Origin of the sequence: Methylobacterium sp. Leaf85, assembly GCF_001422125.1 — a bacterium.
Taxonomy (GTDB): Bacteria; Pseudomonadota; Alphaproteobacteria; order Rhizobiales; family Beijerinckiaceae; genus Methylobacterium; species Methylobacterium bullatum.
Window position 1 is genome coordinate 149,400 of the sequence record NZ_LMME01000031.1, and the last position, 18,447, is coordinate 167,846.

The 18,447-nt window shown below is 67.6% G+C and carries 17 protein-coding genes; 12 read left to right on the forward strand and 5 right to left on the reverse strand.

Annotation, left to right across the window (positions count from 1 at the left end):
* Window positions 1-320: 320 nt before the first annotated feature.
* The 3 genes from ASF08_RS17035 to ASF08_RS17045 all read right to left on the reverse strand — a co-directional run bounded on the left by ASF08_RS17035 (window position 321) and on the right by ASF08_RS17045 (window position 2,285).
* Window positions 321-557, reverse strand: coding sequence for a hypothetical protein (locus ASF08_RS17035; protein ID WP_018041919.1), 237 nt, complete (start codon window positions 555-557; stop codon window positions 321-323).
* 75 nt (window positions 558-632) lie between these two features.
* Window positions 633-1,619, reverse strand: a complete 987-nt coding sequence (locus ASF08_RS17040) for a CobW family GTP-binding protein (protein WP_056147509.1) — start codon at window positions 1,617-1,619, stop codon at window positions 633-635.
* A gap of 51 nt (window positions 1,620-1,670) precedes the next feature.
* A complete protein-coding gene (locus tag ASF08_RS17045) occupies window positions 1,671-2,285 on the reverse strand; it encodes a TetR/AcrR family transcriptional regulator (protein ID WP_056147512.1) in 615 nt (204 codons plus the stop codon).
* 190 nt (window positions 2,286-2,475) lie between these two features.
* Here ASF08_RS17045 and ASF08_RS17050 point away from each other — a divergent pair, with 190 nt between their 5' ends.
* The 7 genes from ASF08_RS17050 (at window position 2,476) to ASF08_RS17080 (ending at window position 9,333) form a co-directional block, all read left to right on the forward strand.
* Window positions 2,476-3,423: a quinoprotein relay system zinc metallohydrolase 2 gene (locus ASF08_RS17050; protein ID WP_200931874.1), complete on the forward strand. Its 948-nt coding sequence runs from the start codon at window positions 2,476-2,478 to the stop codon at window positions 3,421-3,423.
* Between the two features lie 35 nt (window positions 3,424-3,458).
* A complete protein-coding gene (locus ASF08_RS17055; protein ID WP_056147515.1) occupies window positions 3,459-4,304 on the forward strand; it encodes a quinoprotein dehydrogenase-associated SoxYZ-like carrier in 846 nt (281 codons plus the stop codon).
* Window positions 4,305-4,312: 8 nt separating this feature from the next.
* Window positions 4,313-4,918 (forward strand): rhodanese-like domain-containing protein, encoded by a 606-nt coding sequence (locus ASF08_RS17060; protein WP_187273419.1) that lies wholly within the window; start codon window positions 4,313-4,315, stop codon window positions 4,916-4,918.
* Between the two features lie 132 nt (window positions 4,919-5,050).
* Entirely contained in the window at window positions 5,051-5,434 is a 384-nt protein-coding gene (locus ASF08_RS17065; RefSeq protein WP_056147517.1) for a thioredoxin family protein, read from the forward strand.
* Between the two features lie 50 nt (window positions 5,435-5,484).
* Window positions 5,485-6,204 carry a cytochrome c biogenesis CcdA family protein gene (locus tag ASF08_RS17070; protein WP_056147522.1) on the forward strand — a complete coding sequence of 240 codons (720 nt, stop codon included), beginning with the start codon at window positions 5,485-5,487 and terminating at the stop codon, window positions 6,202-6,204.
* A 341-nt stretch (window positions 6,205-6,545) separates the two neighbouring features.
* Complete coding sequence (panB, locus tag ASF08_RS17075; RefSeq protein ID WP_018041911.1) at window positions 6,546-7,370, forward strand: 3-methyl-2-oxobutanoate hydroxymethyltransferase; 825 nt, start codon at window positions 6,546-6,548, stop codon at window positions 7,368-7,370.
* Window positions 7,371-7,659: 289 nt separating this feature from the next.
* On the forward strand, window positions 7,660-9,333 hold the full coding sequence (locus ASF08_RS17080; RefSeq protein WP_056147525.1) for a methyl-accepting chemotaxis protein: 1,674 nt from the start codon (window positions 7,660-7,662) through the stop codon (window positions 9,331-9,333).
* A gap of 77 nt (window positions 9,334-9,410) precedes the next feature.
* Here ASF08_RS17080 and ASF08_RS17085 read toward each other — a convergent pair whose 3' ends face one another.
* Both ASF08_RS17085 and oxlT read right to left on the reverse strand, forming a co-directional pair.
* Window positions 9,411-9,596, reverse strand: coding sequence for a hypothetical protein (locus ASF08_RS17085; RefSeq protein ID WP_056147533.1), 186 nt, complete (start codon window positions 9,594-9,596; stop codon window positions 9,411-9,413).
* 89 nt (window positions 9,597-9,685) lie between these two features.
* On the reverse strand, window positions 9,686-11,005 hold the full coding sequence (gene oxlT / locus ASF08_RS17090; protein WP_056147534.1) for an oxalate/formate MFS antiporter: 1,320 nt from the start codon (window positions 11,003-11,005) through the stop codon (window positions 9,686-9,688).
* A 556-nt stretch (window positions 11,006-11,561) separates the two neighbouring features.
* Here oxlT and ASF08_RS17095 point away from each other — a divergent pair.
* The 5 genes from ASF08_RS17095 to ASF08_RS17115 all read left to right on the forward strand — a co-directional run bounded on the left by ASF08_RS17095 (window position 11,562) and on the right by ASF08_RS17115 (window position 18,430).
* The gene (locus tag ASF08_RS17095) at window positions 11,562-13,823 is read left to right on the forward strand and encodes a TonB-dependent siderophore receptor (RefSeq protein WP_443136825.1); all 2,262 of its coding nucleotides are present in this window, start codon (window positions 11,562-11,564) and stop codon (window positions 13,821-13,823) included.
* Between the two features lie 71 nt (window positions 13,824-13,894).
* Window positions 13,895-15,454 (forward strand): PepSY-associated TM helix domain-containing protein, encoded by a 1,560-nt coding sequence (locus tag ASF08_RS17100; RefSeq protein ID WP_056147540.1) that lies wholly within the window; start codon window positions 13,895-13,897, stop codon window positions 15,452-15,454.
* A 61-nt stretch (window positions 15,455-15,515) separates the two neighbouring features.
* Window positions 15,516-16,670: a bifunctional DNA-binding transcriptional regulator/O6-methylguanine-DNA methyltransferase Ada gene (ada, locus tag ASF08_RS17105; protein WP_244474566.1), complete on the forward strand. Its 1,155-nt coding sequence runs from the start codon at window positions 15,516-15,518 to the stop codon at window positions 16,668-16,670.
* A gap of 102 nt (window positions 16,671-16,772) precedes the next feature.
* On the forward strand, window positions 16,773-17,048 hold the full coding sequence (locus ASF08_RS17110) for a hypothetical protein (RefSeq protein WP_056147543.1): 276 nt from the start codon (window positions 16,773-16,775) through the stop codon (window positions 17,046-17,048).
* A 239-nt stretch (window positions 17,049-17,287) separates the two neighbouring features.
* Entirely contained in the window at window positions 17,288-18,430 is a 1,143-nt protein-coding gene (locus ASF08_RS17115; protein WP_056147546.1) for an acyl-CoA dehydrogenase family protein, read from the forward strand.
* The last annotated feature ends 17 nt before the right edge of the window (window positions 18,431-18,447 follow it).

Genomic DNA, 18,447 nt, shown 5'->3' on the forward strand with positions numbered 1-18,447 from the left:
TGGGATGATCGACTTTGGCAGGAGCATCCGCTGAGAAATCAGATCGAAGAGGCCCTCAGTCGCTCATGCGCTGAAAGCTGCAATAGCCGAGACCGCTGTCGCGATAGCCGGCCGGGCATTCCCGGACGCAGGCACCGGCCGCAAGCTTAAGCGGCGGCTCGCACATGCTGCGGAACCGCTCTTCTTGGCTCGCGGATTGCGCCGTTCCCCGGGGAGCGGACAGCGCAGGGGTACCGAGTGGCAAGAGGACCGCCAGGAGTGCCCATCGGGCAAAGGACACCGTCATCGGCGGTTCCGTCCGAGAGACGAGCGGACGGATCTCAGCGGTTCATGTTCTTGAAGCGGCAATAGCCCCGGCCGGTGTCGCGATAACCGGCGGGGCACCGCTTGACGCAGGCCCCGGCCGCGAATTTCAGCGGCGGCTTGCACATCCCGCCGAAGCGCTTCTCGCGATCCATGGAATATTTCGCCGCCCCCGGTGTGGAGAGCGCCACGCTCCCCAAGGGAACCGCCACCGTCAGCGCGAGGAGGGAGGCGAAGGCGAAGCGCAAGGTCATCGGGACATCCGGGCGAAAAGGAGACGGGCGGACAATGCGCCCGCCCCCGATCGGTTCGATTCCGGACGAGGCCCGTCAGGCCGCCTTGCAATCGTAGAATCCTTCGCGGATCGCCTGCGGATCGAGCTTGCGGCCGATGAAGACCACGCGGGAGACGCGGGCCTCGCCGTCCTTCCACGGCCCCTGGAGGTCGCCGTCGAGGATCTGGTGGACGCCCTGGAAGACGAAGCGCTTGGGCTCGTTCGGGAAGGCCACGATGCCCTTGCAGCGCAGGATGTCCGGCCCCTGGACCTGGGTCAGGGTCGAGATCCAGGGCATGAACTTCTCGGGGTCCACCGGGCCGTCGATCCTGGCCGAGACCGACTGCATCTCGTCGTCATGGTGATGGTGGTGGCCCTCTTCGAGGAAGTCGGGCTCGATATCGAGGATGCGCGAGAGGTCGAAGGCGTTGCGGTCCAGCACCTGGTCGAGGGCGACGTCGCAGCGGCTGGTGCGGTGGACCTTGGCATAGGGGTTGATGGAGCGGATCAGGCCCTCGACGCGGTCGAGGTCGGCGGGCTCCACGAGGTCGGCCTTGTTGAGCAGGATCACGTCCGCGAAGGCGATCTGGTTCTTGGCCTCGGGCGCGTCCTTGAGCCGGTCGGCGAGCCACTTGGCGTCGGCCACCGTCACCACCGCGTCGAGGCGGGCGGCGGCGCCCACATCCTCGTCGATGAAGAAGGTCTGGGCCACGGGCGCCGGGTCGGCGAGGCCGGTGGTCTCCACGATGATCGCGTCGAACTTGCCGCGCCGTTTCACGAGGCCGTCCATGATGCGGATGAGGTCGCCGCGCACGGTGCAGCAGACGCAGCCGTTGTTCATCTCGAACACTTCCTCGTCGGCGCCGATGACGAGGTCGTTGTCGATGCCGATCTCGCCGAACTCGTTGACGATGACGGCGTAGCGCTTGCCGTGGTTCTCGGTGAGGATGCGGTTGAGCAGCGTGGTCTTGCCGGCTCCGAGATAGCCGGTGAGCACGGTCACGGGGATTTTTTGCGAGGCGGTGGTCGGGCTGTCGGACATGCGAGGCTCTTCGGGTTCGCGGGGGGGGCCGCGTCAGCTGTATGGTGGCTGTTATATTGTATCACCCCGCTCCGATGAAAGAGCGTTCGGTCCCCCGATCCGAGGGGGCCTGAGACTGTCGCACAAGGCCGCCAGGGTGAGGCGGAAGCCGGCCGATCCGGCGAGCAGCCGCTCCAGCATGAGCGCGCCCTCCAGGGTCGCCACCACCATCCGGGCCGTGGCGGCCGGATCGAGACCGGGGCGCAAGCTCCCGTCGGCGCAGCCCTCGGCCAGAACCCGCTCCAGCCAGGCGATGTGCTTGTCGAAGAACCGGGCGAGCTCGGCGCGCAGGGCGTCCGGCAGCGTGTCCCTCTCGATGGCGAGCACGGCGCAGAGACAGCCGAGCCCATCCTCGACCCCGGTGAGATAGTGCCGGCCATAGGCCTCGATCCGCGCGATCGCGTCCGGCTGGGCCGCGACGATGGCGGCGAGCGCCGCGTCGTAGCGGGCGTCGTAGGCCTCCACCAGAGCGAGGGCGAGGTCGGTCTTCGTGCGGAAATGGTGATGGATGCTCGCCTTGCGGATGCTCACCGCCTCGGCGAGGTCGCCATAGCTGAAACCGGAATAGCCCCGGCCCCGTACCAGGATCTCGGCCTGGGCCAGCAGCTCCGCTCTGGTGTCTCTCATGGTCGGTCGATCATGGTCGGGGGCTTCGCGGAACCGGGGAGAGGGGCACGAAGGCGTGATGCACGCACTTCGCGCGTCAGCACTTATGCCGTTGACGGCGGCACAAATCTACCTACTAGATGGTAGCCATAAAAACGGGAGGATAATTCATGAAAGGTCGCTTCGCCGGGCGATCGTCGCAGGATATGCCATGATTTCGCAGCCTCTGCGGAGCCTGGCCACGCGCCGCGCCGCTCTGTTCGGCGGGCTGTGCCTGTGCTGCCTGCCGAGAATCGGCCGGGCGGCGGACTCCTTCACCATGGAGGAAGTCGGGCCGGGCATCTTCATGCGGCGCGGCCTCGATGCCGAGGCGACGCCTGAGAACGGCGACGCCATCGCCAATATCGGCTTCGTCGTCGGCGAAAACTCCGTGCTCGTGACCGAATCCGGCGGCAGCCTTGCCGATGGCGAATGGCTGCGCGCCGAGATCGCGAAACGCACGTCGAAGCCGGTGAGCCACGTGGTGCTGACCCATGTCCATCCCGACCATTGCTTCGGCGCGCAGGCCTTCGCGCAGGACAAGCCGGTCTTCATCGGCCACCATGTCCTGCGGTCGGCCCTCGATTCGCGGGGCGACTTCTACAGGACGCGCCTCGTGGAGATCCTCGGGGCCGACAAGGCCGGATCGGCGGTCTACCCGACGATGGAGGTGGCCGACACGGCCGAGATCGACCTCGGCGGACGGAGCCTGCGCTTCACGGCGCACGGCACCGCCCATACCAATTGCGACCTCTCCATGGTCGATGCCCGGACGGGCATCCTGTTCCCGGCCGATCTCCTGTTCGTCACGAGGATTCCGTCCCTCGACGGCAGCCTGCTGGGCTGGCTGAAGGAGGTCGAGACACTGACCGGACTGGGGGCGACGAAGGCCGTACCCGGCCATGGCCCGACCCTGGTCGATGCCGCGCCCGCCTTCGCCGACCTGACGCGCTACCTCACAATGCTCCGCGACGAGACCCGCAAGGCCATCGCCGCCGATCAACCCATCGACAAGGCGATCGACAGTATCGGCCGGTCGGAGCGCGAGAAATGGGTCCTGTTCGACACCTATAACGGCCGCAACGTCACTCAGGCCTACAAGGAGCTTGAGTGGGAATGAGCCAGCGCCACATCATCACGACGAGGAGAGACGCCATGACCACCCACGCGCCGACACCGATCTCCGCGACCAAGCGGTCCTTCACCGCCGCCCTGTGCCTGTCCGCCGCCATGCTGATGGGCGGCTCCGCCCTCGCCGCCGGCTCCAGCGACACCGATGCGGAGCGGCTGGAGCGCTGGCGGGACATTGCCAAATCCATCTTCGGCGACCGCACGATCGAGCCGACCGACGCGCTCATCAAGGTCGACGCCCCGCCGCGCGCCCTCGACGCCTCCCTGGTGCCGATCACCCTGATGATGCCGGAGAAGAACAGGATCGCCGCCGTTCACCTCATCATCGACGACAATCCCTCGCCCTATGCCGCCCACATCACCTTCGGCCCCGCCGCCGACCCAAGCGAGGTCAAGCTCCGGGTGCGGATCAACAACTACACCAACGTCCATGCCGTGGCCGAAACCAAGGACGGCAAGCTCTACGAGGCCGTGAAATTCGTCAAAGCCTCGGGCGGCTGTTCCGCCCCCATGGGGATGAGCGACGAGGAGGCCCTGAAGGGAGCCGGCGACATGAAGATGAAGTTCGCCGAGGGCGGCCAGGGCAAGCCCACGGAGGCGACGCTGATGGTCCGTCACCCGAATTTCAGCGGGATGCAGATGAACCAGATCACCCGCGACTACACGCCGGCCCGCTACATCAACACGCTCGACGTCTCCTCGAACGGCAAGCTCGTCTTCTCCATGAACGGCGACATCTCCATCGCGTCGAACCCGGTGATCAATTTCGCCCTCGCGCCCGACGCCAAGGGTCCGATCAAGGTGGTGGCCACGGACAACCAGCAGGGCCGCTGGGAACACAGCTTCAACACGCCGACCCCGAGCAACTGATGAGGAGGATGCCGCGCATGATCCGACTGTTCGGAGCCGCAGCCATCGCCCTCGCCGCCCTGTCGGGAGCACCGGCCTGGGCGGCGAGCCCCGCCGATTCGCCCGTGAACGTGCCGGAGCCCGATGGGTTCTGGACCGGGCCGCCGAAGGCCTACACCCCCAAGACCCTGACGGGGGCGTCGGTGGTCGATATCGACGCCCTGGACAGGCTGGTCGCCGCCGAGAAACCGGTGATGATCGACGTGGCCATGGCCGACCAGAAGCCGGTGGGCTTCCCCACCGACCGGCCGTGGCTGCCCGCCCACCGCTCGATTCCCGGCAGCGTCTGGATGCCCGGCGCCGGCGCGGCGCCCATGGAGCCGGCGCGGGAGGCGCAGTTCCTCGCCCGCGTCGCCGACCTCACCGGTGGCGACAAGACGAAGCCGGTGGTCACCTTCTGCCATCCCGAATGCTGGGGCAGCTGGAATGCCGGCAAGCGCCTCATCCAGAACGGCTATACCCGCGTCTACTGGTTCGCCGACGGCGTCGAGGGCTGGCAGGACAGGCACGACACCACGATCCTGAAGGTCGACGCCGCCTGGGCCGCCAAACCCGCCGGCGAGGCGCAAAGATAAAAGCCCGCCGGCGAGGCACAAAGGTAGACGCCCGCCGGCGAGGCGCAGCGATAAAGACGGGCGTGAGGAACCGGCCTCGGTAGCGAGGCCGGTTCCTCACGCCGCGCACACCTCACTGTCGAGACAGTCCCGATGATCAGCCGTCGCGCCCTCCTCCTCACGACGGCTCTCCTCGCCGCCGCCCCCTACGGTGCCTCGGCGGCCGAACCGTTCGACGAGGCGGCCTTCGCCGCCGCTCAAGGCGCCGGCCGGCCGGTCATCGTGGAGGTGACGGCCCCGTGGTGCCCGATCTGCAAGGCGCAACGGCCGCTCCTGAAGGCTCTCTCCGAACAGCCGCGCTTCAAGGATCTGGCGGTCTACGAGATCGACTTCGACACGCAGAAGGCGCTCATGCGCCGGTTCGATGCCCGCATGCAGAGCACGCTCATCGTCTTCAAGGGACGCGAGGAGGTCGGCCGTTCCGTGGGCGAGACGCAGGGCGAATGGATCGAGGCGCTGGTGGAGAAGGCCCTTTAGAGCGGCGCCGGGAATCCAGCGGGCATCCCTGTCATGAACACGTCCCTTCCATGAATGCCTCGCTCGGCCTCGCCTTCCTCGCCGGCCTGCTCACCATCCTCTCCCCCTGCGTGCTGCCGCTGCTTCCCATCGTCCTCGGGACCGCGGCCTCCGAGCATCGTTTCGGGCCGGCGGCCCTGGCGGCCGGGCTCGCCCTGTCCTTCGTGGCGCTCGGCCTGTTCGTGGCGACGGTGGGATTCAGCCTCGGGATCGACGGCGACGTCCTCCGCCCGGTGGCGGCGCTCCTGCTCGTACTCGTCGGAATCGTCCTCATCGTGCCCGCCTTGCAGATCCGTCTCGCCGCCGCGGGCGGCCCTCTCAGCGACCGGGTGGAGCGACGCTTCGGGGACATCGCGACCACCGGCCTCGCGGGCCAGTTCACGGTCGGCCTTCTGCTCGGGGCGGTGTGGAGCCCCTGCGTGGGGCCGACCCTGGGCGCCGCGTCCCTCCTCGCCGCGCAGGGAAAGGACCTGGCGCAGGTCGCCCTAACCATGCTGGTTTTCGGCCTCGGCGCGGCCCTGCCCCTGCTCGGCCTCGGCCTGCTGTCGCGACGGGTGCTGATGGCGTGGCGGGCGCGGATGATGCGGGCCGGCACGGGCCTCAAGGCCGCGCTCGGACTCGTCCTCGTGCTCACCGGGCTCGCGATTCTGACGGGGCTCGACAAGCGTCTCGAGACGGCCCTCGTGACGGCCTCGCCGGACTGGCTGACCGCCCTGACCACCCGTTTCTGAGGTATACCACGCGGCCCCATGCGGAAGACCGCGATGTGCCGACGAATTCAGCACCATCAGGGGCTTATGGACTAAAGTCACCCGTTGACACGGCTCCGATTGTGGCAGAATAAAGCCACCGGAGACGGCCCGACGTCTAGGGAGGAAACGCCCGGCAAGGGTTGCGACGACAGGCGACGCCATCGCCACGTCGTCAGCATAAGATCAGTCAGCCTCTCCGAATTCTTTGCATACACTCGCCCGCGACCGTCATCTCGGCGCGTGATTTCGGCATTCCGAGCGTATAGACATCCCCGACATGCCCCCGGCCTTCGCGCCGCCGGCGAACCGGGTTGAGATCGATGTCGCAAGTCGTTCAGTCACGCCGCATCCGCGCTGTCGACCTCGCCAAGCGCAAGGCCGAAGGCGCCAAGATCATTGCGCTGACGGCCTACCACGCCCACACCGCCAGCATCCTCGATCCCCATTGTGACTTCATCCTGGTGGGCGATTCCCTCGGCATGGTCATGCACGGGATGGAGACGACCCTGCCGGTGACCCTGGAGATGATGATCGTCCAGGCCCAGGCCGTGATCCGCGGCACCTCCAGGGCTCTCATCGTGGTGGACATGCCGTTCGGTTCCTACGAGGCGAGCCCGCAGCAGGCCTTCATGAGCGCCGCCCGCGTGCTGAAGGAGACCGGCGCCGGAGCGATCAAGATGGAGGGCGGCGCCCGTTTCGCCGAGACGGTCAGCTTCCTGGTGGAGCGGGGCATCCCGGTGATGGGCCATATCGGCCTCACCCCCCAATCCGTGAACACGATGGGCGGGTTCCGCGTGCAGGGACGCGGCGAGGACGGCGAGCGCAAGCTGATGCAGGACGCCCAGGCGATCAGCGACGCGGGCGCCTTCGCCATCGTGCTCGAGGGCATCGTCGAGCCGGTGGCCCGCGCCATCGCCACGACCCCCTCCATCACCACGGTGACCATCGGCATCGGCGCCTCCACCGCCTGCGACGGCCAGATCCTCGTCCTCGAAGACATGCTGGGCCTGAGCGACAGGGTGCCGAAATTCGTCAAGCGCTTCGGCTCCCTGCGCGGGCAGATCGAGGGCGCCGTGGAGGCCTATGCCGAAGAGGTCCGCGCCGGCCGCTTCCCGGCGGACGAGCACACCTACCAGCCCAACTGAGCGAGATCGGCGCACCGCCTGGGGCTCGCTCGTTGCCGGACGCCCGCGAGCGGGGCCGATGTCGCGCCGAACCCATTGTCGAAGGCTCGCGGGTAGACGGCGTCAGGCTGTGCCGCCGCCCGTTTTCCCATGACGCCAAATTGACGCAGAACACTTATTGTTCATCGCCTGAACGAGAGTTTTTAGAAGATTATAAGCAATTTGCATAGAGTTTGAGCGTCTTGAATGATGCTGTGGACCAATTTGTGGATCCACGACACCCAATCTGCATAATTTGAAAGCATTCGCAATGAAGATGACGATCAAGCTGAGGCTTGTAGCACTTCTGGCTTGTATCGGGCTGGTTCTCCTGGCGACGTCGGGCATCGCTAACCTTGCTTTGCATTGGAGTCACCAAAGCCTCAAAACCACCTTCGACGATCGTGTCATCCCCCTCCGGCAATTCATCGTCATCCGGGATTCCTATGACGACCTGACCAACGTCTCGCGCGCGTTGCGCGGCCGGCAGATCGACCCGGCCCAGGCCAGGGAGAAGATCGAGCGAGACCTCTCGAACATCACCACGCAATGGTCGGCCTATCTGGCGACTTACCTCACACCGGAAGAGGAGATCCTCGCCAAGGATCTGCAGGGGCGGATCGACGGGAACGCCGTCATCATGGCCGAGATCCTCAAGCGCATCGCTGCCGGGGGCGGTTCGGAATTCGAGACGACGCATGTGGACTTGCTGAAAGGCCTGCAGGCCACCAACCCGATACTGACGAAACTGGCCACGCTGCAGGTGCATGAGGCGGAGGCGGAATACCAGCGCTCCGAGGCGACGTCCGGTTGGACGCGGCTCACCTTGCTGGCCGCGCTCGGTCTGGCCGCCGTTACCATTGCGTACGGTGTGTATACGATCATCGCGCATGTCATCCGCCCGCTCGGCAACCTCGTCAGCGTTCTTCAGCGCATGGCCCGGGGTGAGATCGATGCGGAGATCAAGGAGGCCGCCCGTGGTGACGAGATCGGCGCCGTCGGCAAGGCCGTCGAGGGCATCAAGGCCATGGTCGCCCGCAAGGCCGCCGAGGAATTCGAGATCAAGCGCCGGGCGGACGAGGCTGCGGCGGCCGAGCGCAAGCGCACGATGATGGAGCTGGCGGACGGCTTCGAGCGTGCCGTCGGCGGTATCGTCGGAACCGTGTCCTCATCGGCCACCGAACTCCAGGCCACTGCCCAGCAGATGACCGCAAGCGCCAACGAGACGGCGGCCCAGTCCTCCACCGTCGCGGCGGCCGCCGAGGAGGCCGCCACCAACGTCAACACGGTCGCGGCGGCGGCCGAGGAATTGGGCTCGTCGGTGCAGGAGATCGGTCGCCAGGTGTCCGGCTCGGCCATGCTCGCTCAATCGGCCGTGGGCGAGGCCGACCAGACCGTGCATCTGGTCCAGGCCCTGCAAACCACGTCGGCCCGGATCGGCGACATGGTGGGCATGATCTCGACCATCGCCAGCCAGACCAACCTGCTGGCGCTCAATGCCACGATCGAGGCGGCGCGCGCCGGCGTGGCGGGACGGGGCTTCGCGGTGGTGGCGAGCGAGGTGAAGGCCCTCGCCGCCCAGACCGCCAAGGCGACCGAGGAAATCGGCCGCCAGATCGGCGAGGTGCAGGGCGTCACCGCTCAGGCCGTGATGGCGATCGGCGGCATCACCGGGCGGATCCGCGAGATCGACGACATGGCGGCCTCGATCGCCGCCGCGGTGGAGCAGCAGGGGGCGGCGACGCAGGAGATCGTCCGCAACGTCGCCCAGGCATCGGCGGGCACCAACGAGGTGACCGGCAACATCGCCGGTGTGGCGCAGGCCTCGGAGGAGACCGGGATGGCGGCCGGACAGGTATTGTCCGCCGCCTCCGAACTGTCGCGCCAGTCCGAGCATCTCGGCGCGGAGGTCTCACGCTTCCTCTCGACCATCCGCGCCGCCTGACCCGACAGGAATGGAACGCGGACCGTCGCCCATCTACTCGGTGCGGCGTTCCGGAGTGAGACCGGGCGCGGGTGTCCCTATCGGACCCCGCCTCCGAAGGCCGTGGCAATCTCAGAAGTGCCGCCGAGCAGGATGTCGAGGGCCAGGATGAGCCCGAGGACCGCGATATAGACGACCGTGAACAGGTCCCTGTCCTCTTTGCCGGCCAGTATCAGGCCGGCGAAGGGAACGGTCTGGAGCGCCAGGATGGCGGGAAGGTGCATGACGGTCCTCGAAGGGTCGGGGGATAGTCCCGGCCCCTCCCCGGGGGCCGGGTCTGCTGAGGCCGGACCGGTGACGCGATCCGGACGGATCAGACGGATGTCCGTGCGAGGCGGGCGGGGCCGGATTCCTCCATCGTGTCCGAAGCGGCCGCCGGGCCTTGCGCGAGGTAGCGCGCCCGCATCGGACGGAGCACGAACATCGCCAGGGCCGCCGCCGCCACGTTCAGCCCGATGATGATCGAGAACACCGCCGACCAGCCGTAGGTTGCCGAAATGACGCTCGCCACCGGCACGAGGAACGAGGCCGTTCCCTTGGCGGTGTAGAGCAGGCCGGCATTGGTGGTGGCGAAGGTGGAGCCGAACGTGTCGCCGCAGGTGGCCGGGAACAGCGAATAGATCTCGCCGAAGACGCCGAAATAGATCGCCGTCGAGAAGACGAAAACCAGCGGGTTGGTGCCGTAGCCGAGGAGCAGGACGATCGCGGCGGCGGCCGTCGCGAAGGCGATGAACATCGTGTTCTCGCGCCCGATCGTGTCGGAGACGAAACCGAAGAACGGACGCCCGAACCCGTCGAATATCCGGTCGAGCGAGATGGCGAAGGTCAGCGCCGCCATCTGCAGGCCGAACAGGCTGACGGGCACGTCGGCGACCTTGAAGTCATGGGCGATGGGCGCGATATGCGCCGCCGCCATCAGGCCGCCCGAGGCCACCATCACGAAGATCGCGTACATCACCCAGAAGACGGGAGTCCGCACCACCTCGCGCGGCGTGCGGTCGACCTTGGTCTGGGGCAGGCGCAGGCTCTTGCGCTGCATCGGCACCGCGACGGAGGGCTTGCGCAGCAGGAACGACAGCAGGACCACGATGGCGCCCTGGCCGAGGCCGAAATACAGGAAGGCGTCCTGGTAGCCGCTGCTGGCGATCATCTTGGCGATCGGCACCACCGTCACCGCGGCGCCGGCACCGAAGCCGGCCGCCGTGGCGCCGGCCGCGAGGCCGCGCCGATGCGGAAACCATTTCAGGGCGTTGCCGACGCAGGTGCCGTAGACCGACCCGGCCCCGATGCCGCCCACCACCGCCGCGCCGTAGAGCATCCACAGGGACGAGGCCTGGGAGTTGATGAGCCAGGCGAGCGCGATCATCACGCCGCCGAAACACACCACGATGCGCGGGCCGTAGCGGTCGACGAACCAGGCCTCCACCGGCACCAGCCAGGTCTCCGTCGCGACGAAGATCGTGAAGGCGAACTGGATCGCCGCCCGGCCCCAATGGAACTTGGCGTCGATGGGATCGACGAAGAGGGTCCAGCCATATTGCAGGTTGGCGATCATCGCCATGCAGAGGACGCCGAAGGCGAGTTGCCGCCATTTGGCCGACGGCGGGTCCTGGCGTTCCGTCGCGGTATCCATTGGTGCCATCCCTGAATCCATTCTTGCTTGGTGATGCGTGGCGTCGCTCCGGCCATCATGCATCAAAATTCAAGGCATACAATATACCACGGATTAAAATTCAGGCTCGCTCGTGTGTGGAGGGCGACACCGGGGCAGCGATACGGGAATGTTGCGCGACGGTCACGATCCACATCGAAACGGCGATCCCGCTTCATCACCGAATCGGGGACGGCCGTCCGGACACGCAATCCGCGGGCGGTCCCACAAGCCAGACGAAGCAGAGCGCAGAGCCTCGATCAGGGTCCAAAATCACTTCACCGGGGCAGACGACTCGGCACCACCGGAAGTATAAAATCCCACTTTAGATCCATACTAATTCCAGAAGATAGCACTTGCATGCATATTACCTTCTTCGCCAGAAGAATGCAGAACACGAATTAGAGATCAGTCGTTCTTTGTAACGCCTCTGAACTCATCAAGTCCTGGCAAATTGGGTTCCGCCTTGAATCAACTCTCGCTCAATCATCGCGGCCAAGCCGCGGTCTCGTCCGTTCGCGGTCGTGTCCTCCTTGCCATGCTGTCGAGCGTGGCCGTCCTGGCGGTTCTGTCGAAACCCGTCATGGCGCAGGTCTCGGCGCAGGTCTCGGCGCAGGGCGCGGACCACGCGGTGACCCTCGATACTTTGTCGGTCGATGGCGCCGGTGGACGTCCGAGCGCATCGGGCGCGGATGCCGGCGGCCCCGTCGGCCCGGTGAGAGGCTATACTGCAACGCGAAGCGTCGTCGGCACCAAGACGGACACCCCTATTCTCGAAACCGCCCAATCGATTTCTGTCATTTCCCGCAAGCAGATCGAGGATCAGAACGCGCTCACCGTCAATCAGGCCCTGCGTTACACGCCGAGCGTGACCACCGAGCAACGCGGCGGCTCCGGCTCGACCCGCCTCGAACAGTTCCTGATCCGCGGCTTCCAGGCCCCCCTCTTCCTCGACGGCATGCGCCTACCCGGCAACCGTGACGCCGGGCCGTCCGTCGATCCGTTCCGGCTGGAGCGCGTCGACATCATCAAGGGGCCGGCCTCGGTCCTCTACGGGCAGTCGGGCCCGGGCGGCATCGTCAACCTCGTCAGCAAGGTTCCGTCCTTCGTCCGCCACGGCGAAATCTTCATCCAGGGCGGCGATTACAACACCGTGCGCGGCGGCGTCGATGTCGGCGGCCCGATCGAGGGCCACAGCGTCCTCGCGGACCAGTTCGCCTACCGCATCATCGCGGCGGGCTGGAACGCCGACGGGCCGGCCAAGACCACCTCCATCGAGCGCAGCTTCATCAACCCAAGCGTGACATGGCGTCCGTCCGCCGACACCTCGCTGACGGTCATCGGCCTGTACCAGCGCGACCCTTATTCCGGCTATTACGGCGCCCTGCCCGCCAAGGGGACGCTGTTCCCGTCGAATTTCGGTGTCGCCAACGGACCGCTCGGCCGCCTGCCGCGCAACTTCTACGACGGCGACCCGAACATCGAGCGCTCCGACCGCACCCAGGCCTCGGCGACCTATATCTTCGATCATCGTTTCGACGATGGGATCCGCGTCCATTCGTCGGGTCGCTTCCTGCGCACCCTCGGCGATTACCGCAGCCTCTACGACGCCACCACGAACACCCTCGCCTGGGGCGGTCGCTTCCTCGGACGGGCCGCCGGCGGCACCAACGTGGCCATCGACGCCTTCACCAACGACAATAATCTCGTGGCCGATTTCCAGACCGGCCCGGTCGCCCATACCGTCCTCGTCGGGCTCGATCACCAGACGCTCTACACCAAGACGTTCAGCACCCCGTTCCCGCCCGTTCCCCAGAGCCTCGACCTGCTCAACCCGGTCTACGGGCTGACCAACATCCCCTTCCCGGCCTTCTCGGGCTACTCCGACACCACCGCTCACCAGACCGGGATCTACTTCCAGGATCAAGTCAAGATCGACCGCCTGACGCTGACCCTGGGCGGGCGTTATGACTGGGCGAGCCAGACCGGTCCGACCCGAGACATGGCGGGCAAGCTCGTCAGCGAACAGGATGCGCCGAGCGAAGCCTTCACCGGGCGCGCAAGCCTGCTTTACCTCTTCGATAGTGGCGTTGCCCCCTATATTAGCTACTCGGAGGCCTTCGAGCCGCTAGTTTCCGGAAAGATCTATATTGGCGACCCGACCTTCGGCCGTTTGCCCGACCCGATCACGAGCCGACAGTTCGAAGTCGGCGTCAAATACCAGCCTCCGGGAACCGACATCCTGCTCACGGCCGCCGCCTTCGACATCAAGCGTCAGAACTCCCTCTCGCCCGACCCTGCCCCAAACCGGCAGACCTTCTCGGTACAGACCGGCGAGGTGAGCGTTCAGGGCGTCGAGTTCGAAGCGCGGGCCAACGTCACCGAGAACCTGACCGTCATCGGCGGATTTTCCCTGATCGACGCCATCAATTCCGGAGGAAGCCCCGAAGTGATCGGCCTGCGCCCGATCCAGGTGCCGGACACCACGGTCTCCCTCTTCGGCAACTATCAGGTCCGCACGGGATTGTTCGCCGGCCTCGGCTTCGGTGGCGGCTTCCGCTATCTCGGGGGCTCGCAGGGTGACGCCGCCAACAGCATCAAGGTGCCGGCGAACCTCGTCGTCGACGCCGTGGCATCTTATGACTTCAGCTACCTGTCGCCGAACCTGAAGGGCGTGCAGTTGCAGGTCAACGCCCAGAACCTCCTCGACGAGACCTACGTGCAATCCTGCGCCTTCCAGGCCTGGTGCTGGTACGGCGCGCCGCGCACCGTGCTCGCGACGCTCCGGTATCGCTGGTAGATCATGGCTTCGCGCCCGCCCGCGCCTCGGCCGAGACCGCTCGAGAACGACATGCCTGGAGGATGTGCGGCATGAAGAACGGCCTTCGCCAATCCATGGCCTGGCTGCACGCCTGGTCCGGCCTCGTGGTCGGCTGGGTGCTGTTCGCCGTCTTCGTCACCGGGACGGCGAGCTACTACCGCACCGACATCACGGCCTGGATGCAGCCGGAACTGCGCCGGGAATCGGCGGGGACCGCCCTCGACCTGCCCCGCGCGGCCGAGATCGGGATCGCCCATCTCCAGGCGCACGCCGTGGGCGCGCGGTCCTGGTCCATCGGCCTGCCGCAGCCGGACCGGCCGATCATCGACCTGTTCTGGCGGACGAAGCCGGGGGCGCCCCCGAACATCGTCCAGCTCGACGGGCACACCGGGGAGCCGGCCTCCTTCCGGAAGACCAGGGGCGGCGACTTCCTCTACCGCTTCCATTTCGAGCTGCACATGCCGCCGCTCTGGGGGCGCTGGATCGTCGGCATCTGCGCGATGGTGATGCTGGTGGCGCTCATCAGCGGCATCGTCACCCACCGCCGGATCTTCGCCGATTTCTTCACCCTGCGCCGGGACAAGTCGGCCCAGCGCGGCTGGCTCGACGCGCACAACGTCACCGGCGTGCTGGCGCTGCCGTTCCACATGATGATCACCTATACGGGCATCCTCACCCTGGCGATGATGTACATGCCCTGGGGCGTCACCGCCGCCTATAAGGGCGATGCGACGCGCTTCTACGCCGAGACATCCCAGATCACGACGCAGCGCCCGCCCCTCGGCCGGCCCGGAACCCTGGCACCCATCGCCCCGATGGTCGCCCGTGCCGTGGCGACGATCCACGAACCGCTGGAGCGCCTGTCCATCGTCAATCCGGGCGATGCCGGGGCCACCGTGATCGCCATTTTCGAGGAGCCGCACGGGCTCGCCCACCAGCATCCGCAGATCGCCTTCGACGGCACCACCGGCGAGATCGTCGAGATCCTGCAGGGCGGGCTGAAACCGGCGGCCAAGACCTTCACCACCATGGTCGGCCTGCACGAGGCCCATTTCGCCGGGCCGGCCCTGCGCATCCTGTTCTTCCTCTGCGGCCTGATGGGATGCGTCATGGTGGCGAGCGGCCTGATCCTGTGGTCCGTCGCCCGGCTGCCGAAACCGGGCGAGACCGCGTTCCTCGGCCTTCGCGTGGTGCAGGCCCTCAACATCGGCACCGTCATCGGCCTGCCGACGGGAATCGCGGTGTATTTCCTCGCCAACCGGATCCTCCCTCCGGGCCTCGAGGGCCGCCTCGACTGGGAGGTCCGGGCCTTCTTCGCGGCCTGGATCGTGATGGCCGTGGTTCCGCTGTTCCGGCCTCACCGGGCCGCGTGGCGGGAGATGGCCCTCGTCACCGCCGCCCTGTTCCTCGCCGTGGCCCTGGTGGACCTCGCCGCCGCCGCCGCGCCCGGCCCAAGCGCCCTGCTGCGGCACGACCCGCGCTTCCTCTGGTTCGATGCGGCCATGATGGCGCTCGCGGGGCTGTTCGCGCTCGTTGCCCGCAAGGTCGCGCGGTTCCAGACCCGCACGCGCGCGAAATCCGCCCCCGTCGGCGCGCCGAGGACCGCCTGACACCGAATAAGCGAAAGCCGGAGCAAGAACCGGGATGCGATCCCCGGCGCTCCGGGCCAGGATGACGGGAGGAGACGGCGCCCCATGCGCGCACGCCTCGCCCGATCAGGAGATCGCCCCGGTGTCCGTCCGCGAATCCACCTCCTCTCCGGAGGCCCTCTCCGTTTCCCATGCCGGCGACGCGGAGAGATGGGCCGCCCTCGCCTCCCGCGACGGGACTGCGGACGGCCGCTTCGTCTATGCGGTGCGCACCACGGGAATCTATTGCCGGCCGAGTTGCGCGGCGCGTGCGCCGCGACCCGAGAATGTGAGCTTTCACGCCACCTGCGCCGAGGCGGAGGCGGCCGGCTTTCGCGCTTGCCGGCGCTGCCGGCCCGACGAGCCGAGCCTCGCCGCGCGCCGGACGGAGGCCGTCGCCCGCGCCTGCCGCCTCATCGACGAATCCGAGACGGTGCCGGGCCTCGGCGCCCTGGCGGAGGCGGCCGGCCTCAGCCCGTTCCATTTCCACCGGGTGTTCAAGGCGGTCACCGGCGTGACGCCGAAGGCCTATGCGGCGGCGCGGCGCGCGGTTTCCCTCGCCTCGGGCCTGAGCCAGGCCGGATCGGTGACGCAGGCGATCTACGAGGCCGGCTACGCCTCGCCGAGCCGCTTCTATGCGGACGCGACGGACCGCCTCGGCATGGCCCCGAACGTCTACCGCCTTGGCGGCAAAGGGGTCGCGATCCGGTTCGGCATCGGCCAATGCGCCCTCGGCGCCATCCTGGTGGCGGCGACAGCCAAGGGACTCTGCGCCATCCTGCTCGGGGACGATCCCGACATCCTCGTCCGCGACCTCCAGGACCGATTCCCGAAGGCCGAGCTCTCCGGCGGCGACCCGGCCTTCGATGCGTGGATGGCGCAGGTGGTGGGGTTCGTGGCCCGCCCCTCGGGCGGTCTCGACCTGCCGCTCGATATCGGCGGCACCGCCTTCCAGCAGCGGGTCTGGGACGCCCTGCGCAAGATCCCCATCGGCACCACCGCCACCTATGCGGAGATCGCCCGCGCCATCGGCGCGCCGGCGGCGACCCGTGCCGTGGCGCGGGCCTGCGGCGCCAACCCCATCGCCGTGGCGATACCCTGCCACCGGGTGGTCCGGTCTGACGGGTCGCTCTCCGGCTACCGCTGGGGCGTCGCGCGCAAGCGCGACCTCCTCACATGCGAGGGCGCCGCCCCCTGACCGCGACATTCGCGCACCGATACCGATGACCGCGCTACCCCATCCGGAGGATGTGGCGCGGTCCGTCCCATGGCATGACCGTTCCCGGAGAGGGAGAATGCCGTGACGAGCGCCGCGACGCCGGATTTCTACTGGCTGGGTTTCGAAGCCTACGGGCGTGGCGAGACCATCGACCGCGCCCCGGGCGGCGAGGAATCCGCCGAGCGGCTGGATTGGATCGACGGCTGGGAGTTCGGCAAGTTCGCCTCCGCCGCCGACCCCGATCCCGACGATCTCGACGCCGCCGAGCCACCCCTGCTTGCCGCAGCGCATCCGTCGACGCCGCAGGACCGTTTGTTTTGTCGAACGATCCCGGCGGAACGCGCGCGCGGCAGATGACGGCTGGAGCGGGACAATACAGGCCTTCTCCCCTTGCCCATCAGCCTCGGGGAAACGATTTCCGGACCGGGGTGCGGCGGCAGTAAGAGCCTTCTCCGATCAATTGTTCTTAAAAAAGAACGTTCTCGTTGACAGGACAGGGTTTCGGCGGGACCATCCCGGCACTCGGCCAGGGCCGTCGAGCGGGTCTGTCCCGTGCGCCCGGCCCTCCGATCCGTCCGAAGAATCCTGTCTCCCCCATGATCCTTTCCCCGCCTTTGCGCGACACCGCCGAAGGGCTCGCCCGGCTTTTCGCCGAACGGGCCGAGGGGCACGACCGCGCCGGCCGATTCGCGCATGACAACATCGCCGACCTCCGGAATGCCGGCCTGCCGGGATTGATCGTGCCGCGCCGGCTCGGCGGCGGCGGCGCGGGGCTCGGGGCGGCCGCGATGGTCGTCGGCACCCTGGCGCGGGGCGAGCCCTCCACCGCCCTGGTGGTCACCATGCACTTCCTCCAGCACGGGCTGATCCATGCGCGGGAACACTGGCCGCGGGCGATCGCCGATCGGCTCGGCCGCGCGGCGGTGGAGGACGGCGCGCTCATCAACGCCCTGCGGGTCGAGCCCGAACTCGGCACCCCCGCCCGGGGCGGCCTGCCGGAGACGGTGGCGCGGGCGACAGTCATGGGCTGGCGCGTCAGCGGCCGGAAGATCTATTCCACCGGCAGCCCGGCCCTCACGCACGGCCTCGTCTTCGTCCGCACCGACGAGGCGGAGCCGCGCATCGGCAACATCCTCGTGCCCATGGCCTCGCCGGGCGTGCGGATCGAGGAGACCTGGGACCATCTCGGCCTGCGCGCCAGCGGCAGCCACGACGTGATCTTCGAGGATGTGGAGGTGCCGGCCGACCATGCGGTGGACCTTCGCCCGCCCGAAGGCTGGCGCAAGGCCGACGCCGACCAGCAGGCCTGGAGCACCACGATGCTGTCGGCCCTCTACGACGGCATCGCGCGCTCGGCCCAGGCCTGGTTCATCGCCTTCGCAAAAGACCGCAAACCCGGAAGCCTCGGCCAGAGCCTCGCCACCCTCCCGCGGTTCCAGGATGCCGTCGGCGAGAACGAGCGGCTGCTCAGCCTCAATGCCCGCCTGATCCGGAGCGTCGCCGCGGAGGTGGACGGGGGCGCCTGCCCCTCCATCTTCGAATCCGGGTTCCTCAAGGCCACCGTCACCGAGAACGCGATCCAAGTGGTGCAGCGGGCCGTGGAACTCGCCGGCAATCCCGGCCTGTCGCGGGCGAACCCGCTGGAGCGGCACCTGCGCGACGTCCTGTGTGGGCGCATCCACTGGCCGCAGGCCGATTCGGTCCGCGTCTCCGCCGGCCGCACCGCCCTCGCGCTCTGACATCACCGCCCCTTCCG